The sequence below is a fragment of the Mycobacterium sp. 1164966.3 genome (assembly GCF_001665395.1).
In the GTDB taxonomy this organism is placed as follows: domain Bacteria; phylum Actinomycetota; class Actinomycetes; order Mycobacteriales; family Mycobacteriaceae; genus Mycobacterium.
The window spans coordinates 157623-178669 of the sequence record NZ_LZSG01000034.1; the positions used below are offsets into that span (position 1 = coordinate 157623).

The following is a 21047-nucleotide window of genomic DNA, read 5'->3' on the forward strand; positions in this document are numbered from 1 at the left end:
CGCCCTATCCCTCCACCGACTTCCCGGTGGCGGCGGCGTGCCCGGCGCGGTACCCGAAAACCATTGCCGGGCCGATGGTTCCACCAGCGCCGCCGTAAGCGCGGCCGGTCACGCCGGCCATCGCGTTGCCGGCGGCGAACAAACCGGGTATCGGTTCGCCGTTGACGTGCAGGACGCGGCCGTCATGGTCGGTGCGCGGTCCGCCTTTGGTACCCATCGCGCCCACCCGCACCGGCACCGCGTAGTAGGGGGCGGTGTCGATCGGGCCGAGTGTCTTGCCGGCCAGGGTGGTGGCCTGGTCGTCACCCCAATAACCGTCGTACGCACTTGAGCCACGCCCAAATTCGGGATCCAAGCCCGCTTCGACATGGCGATTCCATTCGTCGATGGTGCGCCTAAGGCCGTCGGCGTCGATACCCGTCTTAGCCGCCAGCTCGTCCAGGTCAGCAGACTCCCAAAACCAGTCCGGCACCGGTTCCCCAGCGGCTACACCCAGAAATCCATAGCGTCGCAGGTGAACTGAGTCGAAGACGATCCACGCGCTGTCGTTGACGTATCCGCCTCGGGGATCGAGATAGTGGAAGGCACCGGCCATCGAGTTGTAATCGCAGGCCTCGTTGACGAACCGGCGTCCGGCGCGATTGACCATGATGCTTCGTGGGCGCGTTCGTTCCAGTCGCACACTGCGGCTGCGCTGCCTGCCCGAAATGGTGTCGCCCGGGATCTGCACGATCGGCACCCACCACGCTTCGCCCATGTTCGCCAGGTCGGCACCGTGAGCCATGGCCATGCGCAGCCCGTCGCCGGTGTTGTTCGGTGGCGAGACCGCGCCGTGCATGGGACCGCGCAGAAACGCCTGCACCATAACAGGATCCCATTCGAACCCGCCTGTCCCGAGGATGACGCCACGGCGCGCGCGCATGCTAACCCCGGCGATGCGAACTCCGGTGACCACTCCGTCGTCGACGATGAGCTCTTCGGCCGGTGCATTCGTCCGCGGTCGCACCCCGAGATCCAGCACGCCCTTCAGCAGCCCGGCGACCAGGGCGGTCCCGGCGACGCACAGATCGCCGGATTGCTCGTCGACATCCGCATGTAAACGTGCCCGGGTTTCGGCGTCGAAACCGACATTCGACCAATCCGCGGGAAACGACGTGATCCGGCCGGCCCATTCGCCCAGCTGACCGAGGTCGAACGGAACTGCGCTCAGCGACCGGCCACCGCTCGGTTGTCCACCCGGCAGCTCGGGTTGATAGTCGGGAAAGCCCGCGGCGATCTCGAAGCGCAGACCACTGTGCTTCTCGACGAAGTCGAGCATTGCCGGGCCGGTGTGTACGAATGTTTCGACCAACGCATCGTCCATCGAACCGAAGGACTGTGCGCGCAGGTATCGCAATGCGTCCTCGACCGTCAATTCCCGGTCGGCACAACGGTTATGGGCCGGTATCCATACGATGCCGCCCGACACCGCGGTGGTTCCGCCGACGGTCGGGGCCTTCTCGTACACCTCCACCGAGGCGCCGGCAACTGCGGCCGTCAGTGCGGCCGTGAGTGCGGTGCCGCCACTGCCCAGCACTATGACGTCGGCTTCGTGGTCCCAGGACATGGCTTGCGCTCCTAACTCAGCAACGCGGACAACTGCTTTGCGGCTTTGATGACCGCGTCCTTTCCGCGCAGTACGACGTCTTCGCGGTGGGAAATGAGGTTGATGCAGGTCGGCGGTGACGGCGCCCGGCGATGTACGGGCACGGCCAATCCGTAAGTATTCGGTTCGATCTCGCCGTAAGTCATCACCCAGCCGCGCTCTCGTGCGCGCATCACCAGCTCACGTTCCCCCGGGCGCGGCGGCATGCTCGCCAGCAGGGCGATCCCCGCGGCACCTCGGTCCAGCGGATAGCGGCTGCCTTCGTGGAACGAAAGTTGGTAGGCCACATGGGTCGGCACGATCACTGCGATCGCCACCTGCTGGTCACCCTCGGCGACAAGCAGCGAAACGGTGGTACCCAGCTCGTCGGCCAATGCGCGCAGCGTCGGCAGACTCAATTGACGCACGTTGTGGTCGAACGACGCACCCAGCACGGCCAGGCCGGAGGCCGGGCGGTAGCGCCCGTCCTCCCCCTTGGCGACCAGCCTGAACTCCGCAAGCGTCGACAGCAACCGATAGGCGATGGTGCGGTGTACCCCGACTCGATCGGCAAGCTCCTGCACGGTCAGGCCGGTTGCCGATTCCGCAACCAGCTGCAGCGCGGTCAGCCCCCTGGCCAGGGTCTGCGAACCCGTCATGGTCTTGACAGACCCCCACCCGAGAGCGAAGCTCTATATATAACGCACATTAGTGTGCGATATTAGCACAACCAATAGTCCGAAAACGAGAACCAGATTTCCCGCGATGGGGACCAGAGAGGAACCGTGACGGAGTTCGAAAGCATCTGGGGCGATCTGCAAGGCGTCGCGTTCTCGCAGGGCTACCTCTCCGCCGAGGGAGTTCGTACCCGTTATCTCCGGGCCGGCGATCCGGCCAAGCCGGTGCTGATGCTGTTGCACGGGTCCGCCGGCCACGCCGAGGCCTACGTCCGCAATCTGGCCGCGCACGCCGAACATTTCTGGACCTGGTCCATCGACATGCTCGGCCATGGCTACACCGACAAGCCGGGGCACCCGCTGGAAGTCAACCACTATGTCGAGCACCTGCTGGCCGTACTGCGCACCATCGGCGCCGACCGTGCTCACATCAGCGGTGAGTCGCTCGGCGGCTGGGTGGCCGCCCGTGCCGCGATCGACCATCCCGACGTGGTCGACCGCCTGGTCCTCAACACGGCCGGCGGTTCGCAGGCCGACCCGGCAGTGATGCAGCGCATCCTTACCCTGTCCATGGCGGCCGCCGAAAACCCGACCTGGGAGACGGTCCAGGCGCGCATCAAGTGGCTCATGGCGGATAAGTCCAAGAACTACGACGACCTTGTGGCCACTCGCCAACGGATCTATCGTCAACCGGGCTTCGTCGCAGCCATGAGTGACATCATGGCGCTGCAGGATCCGGAGATCAGGGCCCGAAACATCTTGGGACCCGCCGAATATGGCGCGATAACCGCGCCCACCCTGGTGCTATGGACCAGCGACGACCCGACCGCCGACGTGGCCGAGGGGCGCCGCATCGCCTCGATGATTCCCGGGGCCCGGTTCGAGGTCATGCCGGGGTGTGGTCACTGGCCGCAATACGAGGACGCCAAGACCTTCAATCGTCTGCATCTCGACTTTCTGCTGGGGCGTTGATGAGCGGACAGGCCACAGATGTCGAGGTTCTGGTTGTCGGCGCCGGGCCGGTCGGGCTTACCCTGGCCAATATCCTTGGCCTGCAAGGGGTGAGGACGCTGGTGGTCGAGGAGCGGGCGACGCTGATCGACTACCCGCGCGGCGTCGGGCTGGACGACGAGTCGTTGCGCACCTTCCAGTCGATCGGTCTGGTGGACCGTGTCCTGCCACATACCGTGCCCAACCAGATTCTGCGCTTCTACGACTCCCAGCGCCGCATCCTCGCCGAAATGGCGCCGCCCGACGCGCGTTTCGGCTGGCCGAAGCGCAACGGGTTCGTACAGCCACTGGTCGACGCCGAATTGCTCGGTGGCTTGGACAGATTCGACCATGTCGAGGTCTGGTGGGAACGGCCGATGACGTCGTGCCGGCAGACTGCCGATGGGGTGACCGTCGAGCTCGGCGGCGACGGTGAGGCCCGCAGCGTGCGGGCGGGTTACGTTGTCGGCTGCGACGGCGGTCGCAGCATGACCCGCCGGATGATGGACGTGTCGTTCGACGGGACCACGTCGTCGACGCGGTGGCTGGTCGTGGACATCGCCAACGATCCGCTGGGCCACCCCAACAGTGAGGTGGGCGCCGACCCGGAGCGGCCCTATGCCTCCATCTCAATCGCGCACGGTATTCGACGGTTCGAGTTCATGATTCACGCCGACGAGACCGACGAGCAGGCCGAGGACCCCGCATTTCTGACGCAGATGCTGGCGCGGATGGTCCCGCACCCCGACCGGGTCGACGTGATCCGCCGCCGGGTCTACACCCACCACTCGCGGATCGCCGGCGCCTTTCGCAGCGGCCGCCTGCTGCTGGCCGGAGACGCCGCGCACCTCATGCCAGTCTGGCAAGGGCAGGGCTACAACAGCGGCATTCGCGATGCGGCCAACCTGGGCTGGAAGCTTGCCGCTGTGGTTACCGGCCGCGCGGACGCCGAATTGCTGGACAGCTACGACGTGGAGCGGCGCAAGCACGCCCGCGCGATGATCGACCTCTCCACCATGGTGGGGCGGGTGATCTCACCGACCAACCGCCGCGTCGCCGCGGCGCGGGACCTGGTCGTGCGATCGGCGTCAATTGTGCCCTCGCTCAAGCGGTATGTGCTCGAAATGCGGTTCAAGCCGATGCCGCGTTACGAGCACGGGGCCGTCGTCCACGCCGAACCGCGCCATCCGGGCTCGCCGGTCGGTACCCTGTTCGTGCAGCCCCGAGTCGATACCCGGACGCAACACGATGTGCTTCTGGACGACGTGCTTGGCGACTGGTTCGCCGTGCTGTGCTGGAACAACAATCCGCGCAAGATTCTCGGCGAGCAGGCGTCCGCGAAGTGGAAGACGTTGGGTACCAAGTTCATTGCGCTGCGCCCGCTGACGCAACTGCACTGGACTGGGGACGACGATCCCGACGTGGTGATCGTGGGGGACCGCAGCGGTGGTCTCAAGGCCTGGTTCGACAATCAGCAGGAGTCGGTGCTATTCCTGCGCCCGGATCGCTGCATCGCCGGAGCTTGCATCGCGCAGCTCGCGCCGGAGCTGAGCGCGTCGCTGCTCGACACCCTCGCACTGACGCCGGAAGGGGGTGAGTTATCAAGTGCCACTGGCTCTGTGCTGTATGTCCCACAGCCCGCTGCTGAATCTACCGGGGCCGTCGCAGGACCTGCTTGACGACGTCGAGGCCGCGATCGCGCAGGCGCGAGACTTCGTCGGCGACTACGACCCCGAACTTGTCGTCATCTTCTCTCCGGACCACTACAACGGCTTCTTCTATAGGGTGATGCCGCCATTCTGTATCGGCATGCGCGCCAAGGGAATCGGCGACTACGGCACTCACTTGGGAGAGCTGGACGTGCCCGAAGGCATTGCAGCCGACTGTGCGAAATCCGTTCTGGGGTCCGGCGTCGACGTGGCGGTCTCGGCCGGCATGGACGTCGACCACGGCACCGTGCAGCCGCTGGAGAAGCTGTTCGGGGACGCCACCTCACGCCCGGTGATCCCGATCTTCATCAACGCGATCGCCGCGCCGCTGGGGCCGCTACACCGTTGCCGGGCATTGGGTATCGCGGTAGGTGAGTACCTGGCGACCCTGGACAAGCGCGTCCTGGTGATCGGATCCGGTGGACTTTCCCACAGCCCGCCGGTACCTACGCTGGACACGGCCGGCCCAGCTGTCCTGCGGCGAATCGTCGAAGGCGAACCGATGACGGCCGAGCAGCGCCACGCGCGGCAGACCGCGGTCATCGACGCCGCCAAGAGCTTCGCCGGCGGGGAGAGCAAACTTCAACCACTCAACCCGATGTGGGACCACCGCTTCCTGGAGATCGTCGACGCGGGTCGGCTCGATGAGCTCGATCAATGGTCCAACTCCTTCGTCTTGCACGAGGGCGGTAGCTCGGCGCACGAAATCAGGACCTGGGTTGCGGCTTTCGCGGCGCTGGCCACCGCGGGGCCGTACCAGACGACGGTGCGCTACTACAAGCCCGCCGCCGAACTGATCGCCGGCTTCGCCATCAGGACGGCGGTGCCGATATGAGCGCCGCCGAGCACGTCGTCGACGTACTGATCGTCGGTTCCGGCGGAGGCGGCATGACCGCTGCTCTCACGGCGAATGCCTCCGGGCTGGATGCGCTGGTGGTCGAGAAGTCGCCGCAATTCGGTGGTTCCACCGCGCTGTCCGGAGGTGGCATCTGGGTTCCCGGGGCGCCCGCCCAGCGCAGGGAGGGTTACGTCCCATCGCCAGACGGCGTCGTCGAATACCTGCGGCGCGTCACCGACGGCCTGGTCAGCGATGCCCGGATACGTCAGTACGTCGAATCATCCCCGAAGATGCTGGAGTTCTTGGAGGGGCTCTCCGGCTGGCTCGAGTTCGTCTGGAAACCCGGCTATGCCGACTACTATCCGGAACTGCCGGGCGGATCCGGCCTGGGCAGCACCATCAATGTGCCGCCGATCGACTTGCGCACGTTGGGCGCCGACGAGCAGAACCTGCTGCAGCCACTGGCGCTTGCCCCCAAGGGAATCTGGCTGGGGCCCAAGGAACTTCGGTCGTTCTACCAAATCAGACAGTCGTGGGCCGGAAAAGGTGTACTGCTGAAACTGATTTCGCGGATGGTCAGGGCCAGGGTGTTCGGCGAGCGGATGGCGGCGATCGGCCAATCGCTGGCGGCTCGGCTGCGGCTGGCAATGAAGGAACGTGATATCCCGCTCTGGCTGAACTCTCCGATGATCGAGCTGATCACCGATACCGACGGGGCGGTGACCGGTGCGGTGGTGGAACGAGACGGTAGGCAGCGCATCGTCGCGCGCCTCGGCGTCATCCTGGCCTCGGGAGGCTTCGACCACGACCTCGCCTGGCGCAGGGAGCAGCTGCCCGTTTTGGATCAAGACTGGAGCTTCGGTAATCCCGCCGCCATGGGCGACGGGATACGCGCGGGCCAAAAGGTCGGCGCGGCAACCGATCTACTCGACGAGGCCTGGTGGTTTCCGGCGATGCAATGGCCGGACGGCCGAATGCAGTTCATGCTCAACGAACGGATGATGCCTGCGCAGTTCGTCGTCAACGGCGAAGGCAAGCGCTTCATCAACGAGGCAGCGCCGTACATGGATTTCGGTCACGCGATGATCGAGGGCCAGAACTCCGGCGTCACCCACATCCCCTGCTGGCTCATCACCGATCACCGGTCCTGGAACCGCTACGTCATCGGCGGCCATCTTCCGATACCCAAAACCCCGGGCGCACCGGTTCCCACCGGCCGCAAGGTCCCGCGCGGCTGGCTGGAATCAGGCGTCGTCAAGGCCGCCAGGAGTTGGGACGAGATGGCCACCAAGATCGGCGTGCCGGCGCAACAACTTTCCGAGACCGCCCGCCGCTTCAACGAGCTGGCGCGCAGCGGTCACGACGACGACTTCAACCGCGGGGACAGCGTCTACGACAACTACTACGGCGATCCGACACTGCCGAACCCCAACCTGTATCCGCTGGGTGACCCGCCGTACTACGCGTTCCGGATCGTCCTCGGGGACCTCGGAACGTCCGGTGGCCTACGGACCGACGAATACGCCCGTGTGCTGCGACCCGACAACACGGTGGTGCCGGGTTTGTACGCGGTGGGCAACACCTCGGCGCCGGTGATGGGCCGCAGCTACGCCGGCGCGGGGGCGACGATCGGCCCGGCGATGACTTTCGGTTTCGTCGCCGCGAAACACATTTCTGACCAGGCCGCGCAGCAGGCCGAACAGACCCTTGATTCCCATGGGAGGTATTGATGAAAATTTCGCTGTTCTACGAGTTCGCCCTGCCCCGTCCCTGGGCGCCGGACGACGAACGGATCATGCTGCAGGAGTGCCTGGACGAGGTCGAGGCCGCCGACAAGGCCGGCTTCTCCACCGTTTGGCTCACCGAACATCACTTCCTGGAGGAGTATTGTCATTCCACCGCACCGGAGATCTTCCTGGCTGCGGCCAGCCAGCGGACCATGAACATCCGGCTGGGGTTCGGCATCATGCATATGCCGCCCGCGGTGAATCACCCGGCTCGGGTTGCGGAACGCATTGCCACCCTTGACCTCATCTCCAACGGGCGTGTCGAGTTCGGCACTGGAGAATCGTCTTCGGTCGGTGAATTGGGGGGATTCAACATCGACCCCGCCGACAAGCGCGCTCAATGGGAGGAAGCGCTCGAGGTCGCGATCCGTTGCATGATCGAGGAGCCGTTCACCGGTTTCAAGGGCGAGCACATCGAGATGCCCGCACGTAACGTGATTCCCAAGCCGATGCAAAAGCCGCACCCGCCGGTCTGGGTGGCCTGCACCCGCCCCGCCAGTGTGCAGATGGCAGCCCAAAAGGCCATCGGCGCGTTGAGTTTCGCTTACACCGGGCCCGGCCCGCTGACCGAGCGGGTCAACGGCTACTACAAGGAGTTCGAGGAGAACGGGGTGCCGGTCACGCCGGCGATCAACCCGAACATCCTCGCCATTGGCGGCGACTTGTCGATGATGGTCGCCAAGACCGACGAGTTGGCCCTGCAACGCCTCGGCCAGGGCGGCGGGTTCTTCTCGTTCGGCATCATGCACTACTACATGACCGGTGTGCACACCCCGGGCCGGACCGGCGTGTGGAAACGCTATCTCGAAGAGGTGGTGAAGGATCCGACGCTGGCCTACGGGCCTGGACGCGGTGCGATCGGCTCTCCGGCCACTGTGCGTGAGTTTCTGCGCGGCTACGAGGAGAGCGGGGTCGACGAAATCATTCTGCTACTCAACCCGCGTAGCCACGAGGGCACGATGGAATCCATCGAGCTGATGGGCAAAGAGGTGCTGCCCGAATTCATCGAGCGCGACGAAAAAGCAGTGGCCGACAAGGCGGCTCGGCTGGCACCGGTCATCGAGAAGGTCGAGGCGCGGCGGCCGGAGACACGACCTTTTGAAGCGCCGCAGTTCGACGAGAGCTACTCATTCGGCGGGTTGCCTACCGGCCGCGGCGGTAAGTTCACCGCCAGCGAGATCCCCGAAGCAATGGCCGAGATCAACGAGGGTCGGGTCCAGGCGGCGCAGCGGGCCAAGGAGGAGCAGCAGCGCAAGTGACGGCCATCGACGACCTGTGGCGTTACGACGGTCGCCGCGCGGTGGTGACCGGCTGCGCGTCGGGCATCGGCGAACAGGTGGTACGACAGCTCACCGAACTCGGCGCGCACGTAATCGGCCTCGACCAACGCCGACCGGCATTCGAGATCAACGACTTTCACGAAGTAGACCTCACCGACTCCGCCGCGATCGATCGCGCGGTTGCCGGCATCGGCCAGGTCGACTCGCTGTTCAACGTTGCCGGTGTCTCCTCGGGAATTGGCGATCCGCAACTTGTCGTCACGATCAACTTCCTTGGCCTGCGGCATCTGACCGAGGCGCTGATCCCGAAGATGAGGGCGGGGTCATCCATCGTCAGCGTGTCCTCGCTGGCCGCCTCCGGATACCGCGAGCATCTGCGAGCTGTGGCGCCGCTGCTGAATACCGCGACAATGCGAGAGGGCACCGACTGGTGTCGGCGTCACCCCGATGAGCTGACCGGCGGTGGTTACCAGTTCTCCAAAGAGGCGGTCATCCTTTACACCATGCAAAACGTTTCGCGGCTGGGCGCCAAAGGCATCCGGATCAACTGCACCGGGCCCGGCGTCACCGAGACGCCGATACTCGACCAGCTCAGGACGGCATACGGGCAGGGTTTCCTCGACGACATCCCCAAGCCGTTGGGAAGGGTTTCCGGCCCGGCTGAACAGGCCGCGGTGCTGACGTTTCTGAATAGTCGTGCGGCCAGCTATATTTCCGGTCAGGTGGTATGGGTTGACGGTGGAAACACCGCCGCTGCGATCGCCCGTGAACTCGAGGGAGGAGCCTCGTGGCCAGCTTGACCGACTTCCGGAGAGTCGCTCGCGAGGTCTCCAATTGGGGTCGTTGGGGAGACGACGACGAGCTCGGCACACTGAACTTCATCACCGCGGACCAGGTTGCCCACGCCGCCAGCCTGGTCCGGCATGGCCGAGTGTTTCCCCTCGGGGTCGACTTCGGCGCGTCAGGACCGCAGGGCGCCTTCGAGTTTCGGCACAACCCCGTACACGTGATGACGGTCGACGGTGGCGACGTCAGGACACTGGCCAAGTATGGACCTGGGTGGGAGCGTAACCCGTTGGCGCACCAGCTGAGCGGCTACATGACCGCCGACAACCCCTTCCGCTTCAACGACGACATGATCATCATGCCGTTGCAGGCGGCCAGCCAATGGGATGCGCTGTCGCACGTCTACTACGACGACCAGCTCTACAACGGCTTTCCGGCGGATTCGGTGACCAGTATGGGCGCCTACCACTGCGGCATCGACAAGGTCGACGCCAAGGGCATCACTTCCCGCGGTGTATTGCTTGACCTGGTTCGCCATCGCGGCGCGGAAATCTTCCTCGAGGCCGGCAATCCGATCACGCCGGAAGAACTGGACGACGTCGCACGCGCCCAAGGCGTGAGCGTCGGACGCGGTGACATTGTGCTGATCCGGACCGGTTGGTGGACAAGGTTTCTCATGACTGGCAACAAGACAGAAGGCTACTCCGGACTGGACTGGCGATGTGCCCAATGGCTGCACGACCACGAGATCGCTGCCGTCGCGGCCGACAACCTCCAAGTCGAAGACCTGGTATCCGGAGTCGAGGGGACAACTTTCCCGCTGCACATGCTGTGCCTGCGCGATATGGGGATGATGTTCGGCGAGTACTGGGACCTCGCCGCGCTGGCGGACGACTGCGCCGCCGACGGCGTATACGAGTTCCAGCTTGTGGCGCCGCCGTTGAGAGTCGTTGGCGCCGTTGGTTCCCCGGTCAATCCGATCGCGATCAAGTGACCCAGATACATCGCAGGACCATTTCGGTGGACGGCCTGGTCACCAGCTACCTGGAGGCCGGTCACGGGGACCCGGTGGTGCTGCTGCACGGTGGCGAGTTCGGCGCGAGTGCCGAACTCGGCTGGGAACGGAATATCGCTGAACTCGCCGGATACTACCGGGTGCTGGCACCCGACCAACTCGGGTTCGGACAGTCGGCGAAGGTCATCGACTTCGTCGACGGGCGCGGAATGCGGATCCGGCATGTCGCCCGATTCTGCGAGCTGCTCGACATCGCCTCGGCGCATTTCGCCGGCAACTCGATGGGCGCCATCAACCTGCTGACCGACGCGACATCTGATGCACCACAGCTGCCGGTTCGCAGCCTCGTGGTCATCTGCGGTGGCGGAGAGATCCAGCAAAACAAGCACTTTCGGGCGCTCCAGCAGTACGACGCGACGATGCCGGCCATGCGGCGCATCGTCGAGGCGTTGTTCTACGACCCGCGCTATCCGGCCGACGACGAGTATGTGCGGCGCCGATATGAGTCCAGTACTGCGCCGGGCGCGTGGGAGGCGGTGGCCGCGGCCCGTTTTCGGCGCCCTGGCGCTCCCACGCCGTCGGTGTCGGCAACCGCGCGACCCTACGAGCGCATCGGCGTGCCCACGTTGGTCGTCGAGGGAGGGAACGACAAGCTCCTGCCCGCCGGTTGGGCCGCGCAGATCGCGAAGCAGATCGAAGGCGGGCGTTCAGTCGTTGTCGAGGACGCCGGCCACTGTCCGCAGATCGAGCAGCCCGGGACTGTCAACGAGTTGCTGCTGAACTTCCTGGCCCAGTAGCCCGAGCAGACGCAAAATCCCCCATTTCGAGCTCCAAAAGGCGATTTTGCGTTTGCTCGCGCTCTCCACCGTCTCATCCATCGGGAGACAGTCGGCCATAGCGCGACGCCGACGGCTACGTTCGCATCTGGTCGCGGATGAGCCGCGAATGAATGGAGCTCAGTGATGAAGCGGCTATCCGGTATGGACGCGATGTTTTTGTCGATGGAAGGCGCCACCGCGTGGCCCCAGCACACACTGGGGCTGATGATCCTGGACCCCAGCTCGGTGCCGGGGTATGGCTTCGACACTCTGCGTAACCACGTCCAGCGCAGGCTGAAGTACCTTCCGCAGTTCCGGCGCCGCATCCAGGAGGTGCCGTTTCGGCTGGACAGGCCGGTGTGGGTCGACGATCCCGACTTCCGGCTCGATGCGCACCTGCATCGGGCGGCGTTGCCGTCGCCAGGCGGTTCCGCTGAACTCGCCGAGATTATCGGTGTAATACTCGCGCGGCCGCTGGACCGGCGTCTGCCACTGTGGGAAGGCTGGTATCTGGAAGGCCTCGAGGGCGGCCGGGTCGCTTTTGTTGCCAAGACCCATCACGCAATGGTCGACGGAGTTTCGGGGGCCGGCCTCTCAGACGTATTGTGCGACCTGACACCCGACGCATCTCTGCCGGTAACGGAAAACCCTGACGGCCAAGCTGCGCCGCGCCGATCAAGCGTCGAGCTGCTGGCCCGGGGAGCCCTGACTGCGGCGGTGTCGCCACCCAAGCTCGCGCAATTCCTGCGCCAGACAGTGAGTGGCGCGGTCACCACGATCAGCCATCTGCGCCGGCCCGAGCCGCCCCCGCGGCCACTCAGTGCGCCGCGCGTTTCGTTCAACGGGGCCCTCGGTCCGCGCCGCAGATTCGCCTACTGTTCTTTGGCTTTGGACGACGTCAAGCATGTGAAGAATCACTTCGGCGTCAAGGTCAACGACGTGATCCTCACCGTCGTCGGCGGGGCGATTCGTGACTACTTGGTCAAGCGCGACGCACTCCCGCAGCGCCCGCTGCTCGCCACCGTCCCCATGTCCACCCGCTCGCCCGAGGACGTGGAACTCGGCAACCTGGTGCATCCGATGGTCGCATCGCTGGCCACCGACATCGACGACCCGGTAGCCAGGCTGACGGCGATTCATCGCGGCATGAACAGCGCGAAAGACCTGGCCGAAGCTCTGACGAAGAAACAAACCGTCGGACTGACCGACATCGCGCCGCCAATGTTGTTCGGCGCCCTGCTACGCGTCTACCAGGCGGCGAACCTCGAACAACGAATGCCGTTGAACACCAACCTGATCGTGTCCAACGTCCCGGGCCCGCCGTCACAACTGTTCCTGGCCGGTGCGCGCATCGAGCACATCTTCCCGGTGGGGCCACTGGCGGTCGGAATGGGCATGAATGTGACGGTGTTCAGCTACGGCGATCATGTCGACGTCGGCGTTCAGGTCGACCCCGAATTGGTCGACGACGCATGGGAACTCGTGTCCCACGCCGCCGCGGAGCTCGATCGGCTGGTGGCGGCGACGGCCGACAACTGACTATCCACTTCTCACGCAACCCGAAGGAGCAGCGCATGGCAGTAATCGACTCCACCCGGACCTGGCAGCCGCTGGAGAAACGGCTGGCGGACACCACGGACGAACGCAAGCGTGTCGTCCTCAACGCCGTGATCGAACACATGAAGGCCGAAGCCGCACCGGATTTCGGACGACTCATGGCCACCTTGTCTCCGCACCCCGACTACCACTTCTGGGGCGCAGAAGGGGATTTCGGCCCGAAGACCACCGAGGGTGTGCGGGAGTACTACACCCATTTTCTGGCCACCAGGACCAACATCCTCGAATACGAGGTCCAGCGGCTCGTGGTCGACGACCACTGCCTGGTCACCGAGGGCTTGCTCAAGCAGATCTATCCGGGCGCCGAAGCGGTGCGCTTGGGCATTCCCGTCGACGACGCCGATGCCGACTACCTGATCGTCTTCCGACAGCTGCTGCTGTGGCCGGTCGATGAGAACGGGCTGATCCAAGGGGAGGACTCCTACAATCCAGGGGTGGTCAGCATCACCAAACTCTCCCGCGACGACCTGCCGCAGCAGTACGCCGATCTCGTGTACCCGCCCACCTGACATGCGCGGTGACATCGCGGCCATGCTGCTCGATCGTCTCGGCGACGAGCATCTCGGGCTGCGCACCCGCGAACGGGATTGGACCTGGGACAACGTGGTTCGCGAATCGGCCGCGCGCGGGGCGCTGGCCCAGTCACAGCGACGAGCCGGGCCGTTCCATATCGGCTTGCTGCTGGACAACGTGCCCGACTTCCTGTTCTGGCTGGGCGGTGCCGCGCTGGCCGGTGCGACGGTCGTCGGCATCAACCCCACCCGTGGGGCTGAAGACCTGGCCGCAGAAGTTCGCCATGCAGACTGTCAATTGATCGTCACCGACTCCGCGGGCGTGGAGCGGCTGCGCTGCCTGGACCTCGGACTGGAGCCGGACCGATTCTTGAACATCGACGATCCAGGCTACGGTCGGCTTCTCGATGCGAATCATGTGGAACCCGCGATTCCTGTTGGTGTCGGCGAGGATTCGCTACTGCTGTTGTTGTTCACCTCGGGCACGACGGGGTCGTCGAAGGCGGTCAAGTGCAGCCAGGGCCGGCTGGCCCGGATTGCATATGCGGCGAGCGAGAAGTTCGGTCACCATCGCCACGACGTGGAGTACTGCTGCATGCCGTTGTTTCACGGCAACGCGATCATGGCGCTGTGGGCGCCGGCGTTGGCCAACGGGGCCACCGTATGCTTGGCCCCGACGTTCTCGGCGTCGCGGTTTCTGCCGGATGTGCGGTACTTCGGCGCGACATTCTTCACCTACGTCGGCAAGGCGCTCGCCTATCTGATGGCCACACCGGAGCAGCCGGACGACTTCGACAACCCACTGGTGCGCGGTTTCGGCACCGAGGCCTCACCTGACGACCAGAGCGAGTTTCGCCGCCGCTTCGGGGCAGAGCTGTTCGAGGGCTACGGGTCCAGCGAGGGCGGAGCGGTGGTGGCGCGCGATCCCGCGGCACCGCCCGGCGCGCTGGGCCGCCCAGCACATGCCGGCGTGGCCGTGGTAGACCCGGAGACGTTACAAGACTGTGCGCCAGCAGTTCTCGACGAGCATGGGCGAGTATGCAACCCCGACGAGGCCGTCGGCGAGATCGTCGACAAATACGGCAGCCGTGACTTCGAGGGCTACTGGCGTAACGACGCCGCCGACGCCGAACGCATCCGCAACGGCTGGTACTGGACCGGGGATCTCGGCTACCTCGACTCGGCGGGCTTCATGTACTTCGCCGGGCGGCGTGGCGACTGGATCCGCGTCGACGGCGAGAACATCTCCGCGTTGGCCATCGAGCACGTCCTGCGCCGCCACCCGAGGGTGGTCGCTGCCGGGGTATACGCCGTTCCGGACCCGCGCTCAGGCGACCAGGTGATGGCAGCCATCGAGGTCGCCGACCCCGAGCAGTTCGACGCCGGCGAGTTGGCCGGCTACCTTTCTGAGCAGGACAACTTGGGGCGCAAGGGGTTTCCACGCTTTCTGCGGATATCCGCGAACCTGCCGGTGACCGGTTCGAACAAGGTGCTGAAGCGCGAGCTGCAGCGGCAGCGTTGGCATACCGGTGAGCCGGTGTATCGGTGGACAGGACGCGGCGGAGCGCCCGTCTACCATCGGATGACTATTGACGAAAAGCGATCCCTCGACGCAGAGTTCGCGCGCCACGGACAGCAGCGTTACACGTAGGAGTACCAGGGTGATTCGATGGGACGAAGAGTGCGACGTGCTGGTGGCCGGCTCCGGTGCCGGCGGCGTCACCGGAGCGTACACGGCGGCACGCGAGGGACTCGATGTGCTGCTGGTTGAGGCGACCGACAAATTCGGTGGTACCACCGCATACTCCGGAGGCGGCGGGGTGTGGTTCCCGTGCAACCCGGTGCTCATGCGCGCCGGCATCGACGACACGATCGAGGACGCGCTGGAGTACTACCACGCGGTGGTCGGTGACCGCACCCCCTACGAACTGCAAGAAACCTACGTCCGCGGAGGTGCCCCGCTGATCGAGTACCTCGAGGCCGACGAGGTACTCAAATTCGAAATACTGCCGTGGCCGGACTATTTCGGCAAAGCACCGAAGGCTCGGTTGGATGGCCGACGGCACATTGCCGTGCGACCGCTTCGGGTTTCGAAGGCTCCCGAACTGCGCGAGGTGATACGTGGTCCGTTGGATACCGACCGGCTCGGGGCGCCGGTGCCCGACGAGTACTTCATCGGAGGGCGCGCCCTGATCGCCCGGTTCCTCAAGGCGACAGCGCGATATCCGGCGGCGGCAATGCGCCTGAACACCGCGCTGGTCCAGCTACTGGTCGGCGCCGAAAGCGACTCGGTCGTCGGCGCGATCGTCGAGACCGACGGACAGCACCGCGCAATACGTACCCGCCGCGGTGTGCTTTTGGCCGCCGGCGGATTCGAGGGCAACGACGAGCTCCGCCGGCAATACGGCGTGCCCGGACGGGCACGGGACACGATGGGCCCGTGGGGAAATCGCGGGCAGGCGCATGAGGCGGCCATCGCGATCGGTGCGGACACCGATCTGATGGACCAGGCTTGGTGGTCGCCGGGCCTGACGCATCCCGATGGTCGTTCCGCGTTCGCGCTGTGGTTCACCGGCGGGATTTTCGTCAAGCAGGACGGTAAGCGGTTCGTCAACGAGTCCGCCGCATACGACCGGATTGGCCGCGTCGTCGTCGAGCAATTGCAGGCTGGGTCAATTACGTTGCCGTATTGGATGATCTACGACGACAAGGAAGGTCAGGCGCCGCCGGTCAAGGCGCCTAACGTGTCGATAGTAGAGCCGGAAAAGTATGTGGCCGCCGGGCTTTGGCACACCGGTGACACACTGGACGAGCTGGCCCGCAAAATCGGTGTGCCGCCGGCGAACTTGATCGCAACAGTCACCCGTTTCAACGAGTTCGTTGCCAACGGCAGGGACGAGGACTTCGGTCGCGGCGACGAGGCCTACGACCGCGCGTTCTCCGGCGGGAAATCGCCGCTCGTCGCGATCGACCAGGGGCCGTTCCACGCGGCCGCGTTCGGCCTTTCCGACCTCGGCACCAAGGGCGGACTGCGCACCGACACCGCCGCCCGCGTCCTGGACACGTCCGGCAATCCGATCCCAGGCCTGTACGCGGCTGGCAATACGATGGCCGCGCCAAGTGGAACCGCTTACCCGGCGGGCGGCACCCCGATCGGCACCAGCATGCTGTTCAGCCACTTGGCCGCGAAAGACATGGCGAGCAGACGCAAAATCCCCTAATTCCGGCCCGAAATGGGCGCTTTTGCGTCTGCTCGCCGAGGCTGCTGCGCCCGTGCGGCCAGTTCGTCGAGCGCCCGGGAGATCCCGTCGGCGAGTTCCCAGATGTCGGGCACATGGTCACTGCATGCCTGCATGCCGATCGTCATGTCGCTGCCGTAGCTCCAGCCGGTGAAGTTCAGCCCGTACGGATAGACGATCGGGCCCACCGAGATCAGCTTCTCGATCGGCGCGCCGGCGAAGTACAAACGGGTCTTAGGGCCAGGGACGTTCGATGCGATCAGGCTGTAGGTGGGTCGCTTCTTTGTCGCCGCCCCGACGATCGGTAGGGCCCGCCCGTAGAACCAGAACAGCGGCCAGTACTCCATCCAGTCACCGAAAAGCCACAGGTCGCGCTCGTCGTGTACCGCCCTGGCGGCCTTCGTATTGGCCGAAATCCGTTGCAGCCGTTCCACCGGGTCGGCGACATCGGTGGCAAGCGAGGTATACCAGGTGGTCACCTGATTACCCCAGTCCACTTCCGCACCGGGCCGCCGAACCGCCACGGGCACGACGGCGGACAACGATTCGGCGGTCAGCTCACCGTGACGGTCTAGGTATGACCGGACGGCACCGCTGCATGCCGCCAGATACACGTCGTTGACTGTTACACCGAACGCGGTTTTGATCTGCTTGATCATGTCGAGATCGCAAGTGAGGTAAGCGAACTCGCGGCGGCCGGTGAATGGCGCATTGAACCGGGCGGTCGGTGCGGCGAACGCTTCGGCGAAGCCGGGCCGACCGGCCTTGCGGCGCGCGCGAACCGTCTTGACGGTGCGACCGGAGCGGGCCAGCACGCCGGGGAACTTCGCCGCGGCCGCAGCTTGATGCTTCAACACGGTCCGGTACCAGGCCGCAGCGTTCGGGCGTCGTTCGTCGACCAGTGAGCCCGCGGGTGTGGGCAGCGGTTCGGAAGGATCGGAGCTGAAGATGCTTTCGAGTAGCCGCAGCGACGCCATGCCGTCGGCGAGGGCGTGATGAAGCTTCAGCACCAACGCAATTCGGCCATCGGCGAGTCCGTCGACGTACCACAGTTCCCACGAGGGATGCTCGCGGTCGAGCGCGCCCATATTGATCTTGCCGATCTCCGCCGACAGTTCCCGATCGCCACCGGGCGCTGCCGCGGTCGCGTGCTTGATGTGGTGATCGAGGTCGATCCGGGGACGCTCGATCCACCAGGGCCGGCCCATGCGGGTTTGCAACAGCTGCCAGCGCAATGGCTCGACCCGTTCGACCATGGCCGGGACGGCCGCGCGGACGACATCGAAGGTGAGCGGTTGGTGTGCCGCGGCCGGGTCGAGCACGACAGCCTTGATGGTGTGTTGGGGCTGGGTGGTCTTCTCCTGTTTGAGAAACAAGTTGTCGACACCAGTAAGACGTCGCATCCGGCCACCTCCAATTCGTTCAGTGACAGACAACCGGGTTCGGGATGCTGTGGCGGCATGAAATCCCGATGACCGGGAAGGTACACCCAACCGGCGCCGTTGCGCTCATACCGTAGCGACCGTGAAGAGATGGACCGATCAGTTGGCGCTGGGTCGCGCCCGCCAGAAGATGGACAACCTGGCCGTGACAATGCAGAGCCTTCGGGTGCTCCGCGAGTCCGGCCTGTCCGGCGGCCCGCGCGAGGGACTGCGATCCTTCCTGTCCGCCAAGAAGTATGGGCCGTTCGCCGGAGTCGTCGAAAGCGCTGCGCATCGGAATCCCAACCAGGTGGCGATCACCGACGATGCCGGCGACGTGACGTTCGCCCAACTGAATCGGCGAGTGAACGCCTTGGCGCGGGCATGGTCGCGGGCGGGAATGGGCTCGGGCACCACGATCGCTGCGCTGTGCCGCGACCACCGCAACCTCATCGTGGTCATCGCCGCGGCGAGCAAGGCGGGGGCACGCCTGGTGCTGATGAACACCGGATTCGCGAAGCCGCAACTGGCTGATGTTGTTCGCCGCGAAGGTATCTCGGTGCTGGTACACGACTACGAGTTCAGCGGTCTGCTGGACGCGGTCGACCCGTCGATCCACAGATTGTTGTCCGATCCCTGGCCCATCCCGGACATCACCGCCGACACCCTGGAACGGCTGGTCTGCTCGACTTCTGATGCGCCCGTGAAGGCACCCGCAAAACCTGGCGGGTTGACCCTGCTGACCAGCGGGACTTCCGGTACCCCCAAGGGTGCGCCGCGTGAGAAATCCTCCCCGCTGTTTTCCGCCCAGCTCCTGGACCGGGTGCCGCGGCGGCGCGGCGGAACGTGCTATGTGGCCGCGCCGGTGTTCCACGGCACGGGGCTGGGTCAGGCGGTGTTGTCGTTGGCGCTGGGCAATCGGTTGGTGCTGCGCCGTAAGTTCGTTCCCGAGGAGGCGCTGCGCGCCGTCCAGGACTATTGCTGCGACGTGCTGGTGGTGGTTCCAACGATGCTGCAGCGCATTTTGGCGTTGTCGGATGATGTCCTGGCGAAGTACGACACCTCCTCGCTGCGAATCGTTTTCGCGTCCGGCTCGGCGATGGCACCCGACCTCGTCAACCGCGCGATGGACCGATTCGGGCCGGTGCTCTACAACCTGTACGGCTCGACCGAACTCGCGGTGATGACCGTCGCCATGCCGGAGGACCTCGCGCACGATCCGGCGACTGCGGGCAGGCCTCCGGTCGGGTGCCGTATCGCGCTGTTCGACGACGCGGGCAACCCGGTCACCACGCCCGGCACCGTCGGCCGCATCTTCGCCGGCAACATGTTGACATTCGGTGCCTACACCGACGGCCGGACGAAGGAAGTCATCGACGGTCTGCTCAGCAGCGGGGACGTGGGCCATTTCGATACCACCGGTCGGCTCTACGTGGACGGCCGCGACGATGACATGATCATCAGCGGAGGCGAAAATGTTTATCCGCTGGAGGTGGAAAACTTGATCGGTGCCTATCCCGACGTCGACGAGGTCGCCGTCGTCGGAGTCTGCGACCCGGACTTCGGGCAACGGCTCAAGGCGTACGTGGTGCTCTCCGAAGGCGCTTCGGTCGGCGCCGACGACATCAAGGATTACGTGCGCGCCAATCTCGCCCGGTACAAGGTGCCCCGCGAAGTGGAATTCCGGGAAGAACTGCCGCGCAACGCGACCGGCAAGCTGCTCCGCAGCCGGCTCGAACAGAAGGCGGACACGTGACCCAAGTTGATGCGGCCGCCGACGCCGCGAAACGTGAGACCGCACAACGTATGGCGGCGGCTTTCGCGTCGATGCGCGACGGCACGGCCGACGCGAAGCAGGTGCGAGAGAGTCTGCGGGCCAGCCGCAAGCCGCGCCGGCACATTCCGGTCGCGCGAGTGCAGAACCGCACAGTCCCCGGGTTGGACGGCGGTGACGAAATCCCAGTGCGCATCTACCATCCGCTCGAACCGGAAGCTTCGGATTCGAGGGTTCCACTCATCGTGTATCTGCACGGCGGTGGCTTCGTCCTGTGCGACCTCGACTCACACGACGCCTGCTGTCGACGGTTGGCGAATGGCGTTGGCGCAATTGTCGTGTCGGTCGACTATCGCCTTGCCCCGGAGCATCGTTACCCCGCCGCGCTAGACGACGCGTGGGCCGCCACTAAGTGGGTGGCCGCCCATGGGGCTGAATTCGGCGGGGACACAAGCCGTCTCGTGGTGGCCGGGGACAGCGCGGGCGGAAACCTGGCCGCCGTCGTGTGCATGATCGCGCGCGATCGAGGCGGTCCGCCGATCGCGTTTCAGGTGCTGATCTATCCGGTGGTGGATCAGCGCCGCAAGCCTTCCGCGTCACACGCCCGATCTGCACCCGGGGTGCTGACGATCGACCACATGCGCTGGTTCACCGAGCAGTACTTGGGTCCCGACGGTGATCGGCTCGATGTGCGGGTCTCACCGATACTGGCCGATCTCTCCGGGTTGCCGCCGGCGCACATCGTCACCGGCGAAATCGATCCGCTTTGTGACGAGGACGAGGAGTTTGCGCGGTTGCTGCAGGCCGCGGGTGTGGCTGCTACCGTCCGGCGCTACCCGGATATGTTTCACGGCTTTTTCAACCTGCCCGACGACATTCCCACCGCCGAGCAGGCCAACGCAGACGTCTGCGTAGTGGTGCGCGACGCCTTGAACAACCGCGTTGTCAACACGGACTAGA

Annotated in this window: 17 protein-coding genes; 14 read left to right on the forward strand and 3 right to left on the reverse strand. The window is 65.3% G+C overall.

Annotated elements, in window-relative coordinates:
• Window positions 1–4: 4 nt before the first annotated feature.
• Window positions 5–1606 carry an FAD-dependent oxidoreductase gene (locus A9W99_RS11800; protein ID WP_067377304.1) on the reverse strand — a complete coding sequence of 534 codons (1602 nt, stop codon included), beginning with the start codon at window positions 1604–1606 and terminating at the stop codon, window positions 5–7.
• Window positions 1607–1617: 11 nt separating this feature from the next.
• Window positions 1618–2283, reverse strand: coding sequence for an IclR family transcriptional regulator (locus A9W99_RS11805; protein ID WP_067377307.1), 666 nt, complete (start codon window positions 2281–2283; stop codon window positions 1618–1620).
• A gap of 126 nt (window positions 2284–2409) precedes the next feature.
• Here A9W99_RS11805 and A9W99_RS11810 point away from each other — a divergent pair, with 126 nt between their 5' ends.
• The 12 genes from A9W99_RS11810 to A9W99_RS11865 all read left to right on the forward strand — a co-directional run bounded on the left by A9W99_RS11810 (window position 2410) and on the right by A9W99_RS11865 (window position 16874).
• A complete protein-coding gene (locus tag A9W99_RS11810; RefSeq protein ID WP_067377310.1) occupies window positions 2410–3273 on the forward strand; it encodes an alpha/beta fold hydrolase in 864 nt (287 codons plus the stop codon).
• Window positions 3273–4970 (forward strand): bifunctional 3-(3-hydroxy-phenyl)propionate/3-hydroxycinnamic acid hydroxylase, encoded by a 1698-nt coding sequence (locus A9W99_RS11815; protein ID WP_067377313.1) that lies wholly within the window; start codon window positions 3273–3275, stop codon window positions 4968–4970. The genes A9W99_RS11810 and A9W99_RS11815 overlap by 1 nt, the downstream gene beginning before the upstream one ends.
• The gene (locus A9W99_RS11820) at window positions 4918–5835 is read left to right on the forward strand and encodes a 3-carboxyethylcatechol 2,3-dioxygenase (protein WP_067377316.1); all 918 of its coding nucleotides are present in this window, start codon (window positions 4918–4920) and stop codon (window positions 5833–5835) included. The genes A9W99_RS11815 and A9W99_RS11820 overlap by 53 nt, the downstream gene beginning before the upstream one ends.
• Window positions 5832–7568: an FAD-binding protein gene (locus A9W99_RS11825; protein WP_067377318.1), complete on the forward strand. Its 1737-nt coding sequence runs from the start codon at window positions 5832–5834 to the stop codon at window positions 7566–7568. The genes A9W99_RS11820 and A9W99_RS11825 overlap by 4 nt, the downstream gene beginning before the upstream one ends.
• Window positions 7568–8884: an LLM class flavin-dependent oxidoreductase gene (locus A9W99_RS11830; RefSeq protein WP_067377320.1), complete on the forward strand. Its 1317-nt coding sequence runs from the start codon at window positions 7568–7570 to the stop codon at window positions 8882–8884. Before A9W99_RS11825 ends, A9W99_RS11830 begins: the two co-directional genes overlap by 1 nt.
• Entirely contained in the window at window positions 8881–9705 is an 825-nt protein-coding gene (locus A9W99_RS11835; RefSeq protein WP_067377323.1) for a coniferyl-alcohol dehydrogenase, read from the forward strand. The genes A9W99_RS11830 and A9W99_RS11835 overlap by 4 nt, the downstream gene beginning before the upstream one ends.
• A complete protein-coding gene (locus A9W99_RS11840) occupies window positions 9693–10685 on the forward strand; it encodes a cyclase family protein (protein WP_067377327.1) in 993 nt (330 codons plus the stop codon). Before A9W99_RS11835 ends, A9W99_RS11840 begins: the two co-directional genes overlap by 13 nt.
• Window positions 10682–11503 (forward strand): alpha/beta fold hydrolase, encoded by an 822-nt coding sequence (locus tag A9W99_RS11845; RefSeq protein WP_067377330.1) that lies wholly within the window; start codon window positions 10682–10684, stop codon window positions 11501–11503. Before A9W99_RS11840 ends, A9W99_RS11845 begins: the two co-directional genes overlap by 4 nt.
• 165 nt (window positions 11504–11668) lie before the next feature.
• The gene (locus A9W99_RS11850; RefSeq protein WP_067377333.1) at window positions 11669–13063 is read left to right on the forward strand and encodes a wax ester/triacylglycerol synthase family O-acyltransferase; all 1395 of its coding nucleotides are present in this window, start codon (window positions 11669–11671) and stop codon (window positions 13061–13063) included.
• Between the two features lie 35 nt (window positions 13064–13098).
• Window positions 13099–13650 carry a hypothetical protein gene (locus A9W99_RS11855; RefSeq protein WP_067377334.1) on the forward strand — a complete coding sequence of 184 codons (552 nt, stop codon included), beginning with the start codon at window positions 13099–13101 and terminating at the stop codon, window positions 13648–13650.
• Window position 13651: 1 nt separating this feature from the next.
• Entirely contained in the window at window positions 13652–15304 is a 1653-nt protein-coding gene (locus A9W99_RS11860; protein WP_067377337.1) for an AMP-binding protein, read from the forward strand.
• A 10-nt stretch (window positions 15305–15314) separates the two neighbouring features.
• Complete coding sequence (locus A9W99_RS11865; RefSeq protein WP_067377340.1) at window positions 15315–16874, forward strand: FAD-binding protein; 1560 nt, start codon at window positions 15315–15317, stop codon at window positions 16872–16874.
• On the opposite strand, the gene A9W99_RS11870 is transcribed toward A9W99_RS11865, so the two are convergent.
• A complete protein-coding gene (locus A9W99_RS11870; RefSeq protein WP_067377341.1) occupies window positions 16871–18295 on the reverse strand; it encodes a wax ester/triacylglycerol synthase family O-acyltransferase in 1425 nt (474 codons plus the stop codon). The two genes, A9W99_RS11865 and A9W99_RS11870, sit on opposite strands and share 4 nt — an antisense overlap.
• Window positions 18296–18464: 169 nt before the next feature.
• Between A9W99_RS11870 and A9W99_RS11875 the strand changes: the two genes are divergently transcribed.
• Both A9W99_RS11875 and A9W99_RS11880 read left to right on the forward strand, forming a co-directional pair.
• Window positions 18465–20069, forward strand: coding sequence for an acyl-CoA synthetase (locus A9W99_RS11875; RefSeq protein ID WP_067377491.1), 1605 nt, complete (start codon window positions 18465–18467; stop codon window positions 20067–20069).
• Entirely contained in the window at window positions 20066–21046 is a 981-nt protein-coding gene (locus tag A9W99_RS11880; protein ID WP_253869750.1) for an alpha/beta hydrolase, read from the forward strand. Before A9W99_RS11875 ends, A9W99_RS11880 begins: the two co-directional genes overlap by 4 nt.
• The last annotated feature ends 1 nt before the right edge of the window (window position 21047 follow it).

Coding starts and splice junctions, on each gene's coding strand:
- A9W99_RS11830 (WP_067377320.1), top strand. CDS start 7,568: ATGAAAATTTCGCTGTTCTACGAGTTCGCCCTGCCCCGTCCCTGGGCG.
- A9W99_RS11800 (WP_067377304.1), bottom strand. CDS start 1,606: ATGTCCTGGGACCACGAAGCCGACGTCATAGTGCTGGGCAGTGGCGGC.
- A9W99_RS11855 (WP_067377334.1), top strand. CDS start 13,099: ATGGCAGTAATCGACTCCACCCGGACCTGGCAGCCGCTGGAGAAACGG.
- A9W99_RS11870 (WP_067377341.1), bottom strand. CDS start 18,295: ATGCGACGTCTTACTGGTGTCGACAACTTGTTTCTCAAACAGGAGAAG.
- A9W99_RS11850 (WP_067377333.1), top strand. CDS start 11,669: ATGAAGCGGCTATCCGGTATGGACGCGATGTTTTTGTCGATGGAAGGC.
- A9W99_RS11875 (WP_067377491.1), top strand. CDS start 18,465: ATGGACAACCTGGCCGTGACAATGCAGAGCCTTCGGGTGCTCCGCGAG.
- A9W99_RS11805 (WP_067377307.1), bottom strand. CDS start 2,283: ATGACGGGTTCGCAGACCCTGGCCAGGGGGCTGACCGCGCTGCAGCTG.
- A9W99_RS11820 (WP_067377316.1), top strand. CDS start 4,918: ATGTCCCACAGCCCGCTGCTGAATCTACCGGGGCCGTCGCAGGACCTG.
- A9W99_RS11815 (WP_067377313.1), top strand. CDS start 3,273: ATGAGCGGACAGGCCACAGATGTCGAGGTTCTGGTTGTCGGCGCCGGG.
- A9W99_RS11825 (WP_067377318.1), top strand. CDS start 5,832: ATGAGCGCCGCCGAGCACGTCGTCGACGTACTGATCGTCGGTTCCGGC.
- A9W99_RS11860 (WP_067377337.1), top strand. CDS start 13,652: ATGCGCGGTGACATCGCGGCCATGCTGCTCGATCGTCTCGGCGACGAG.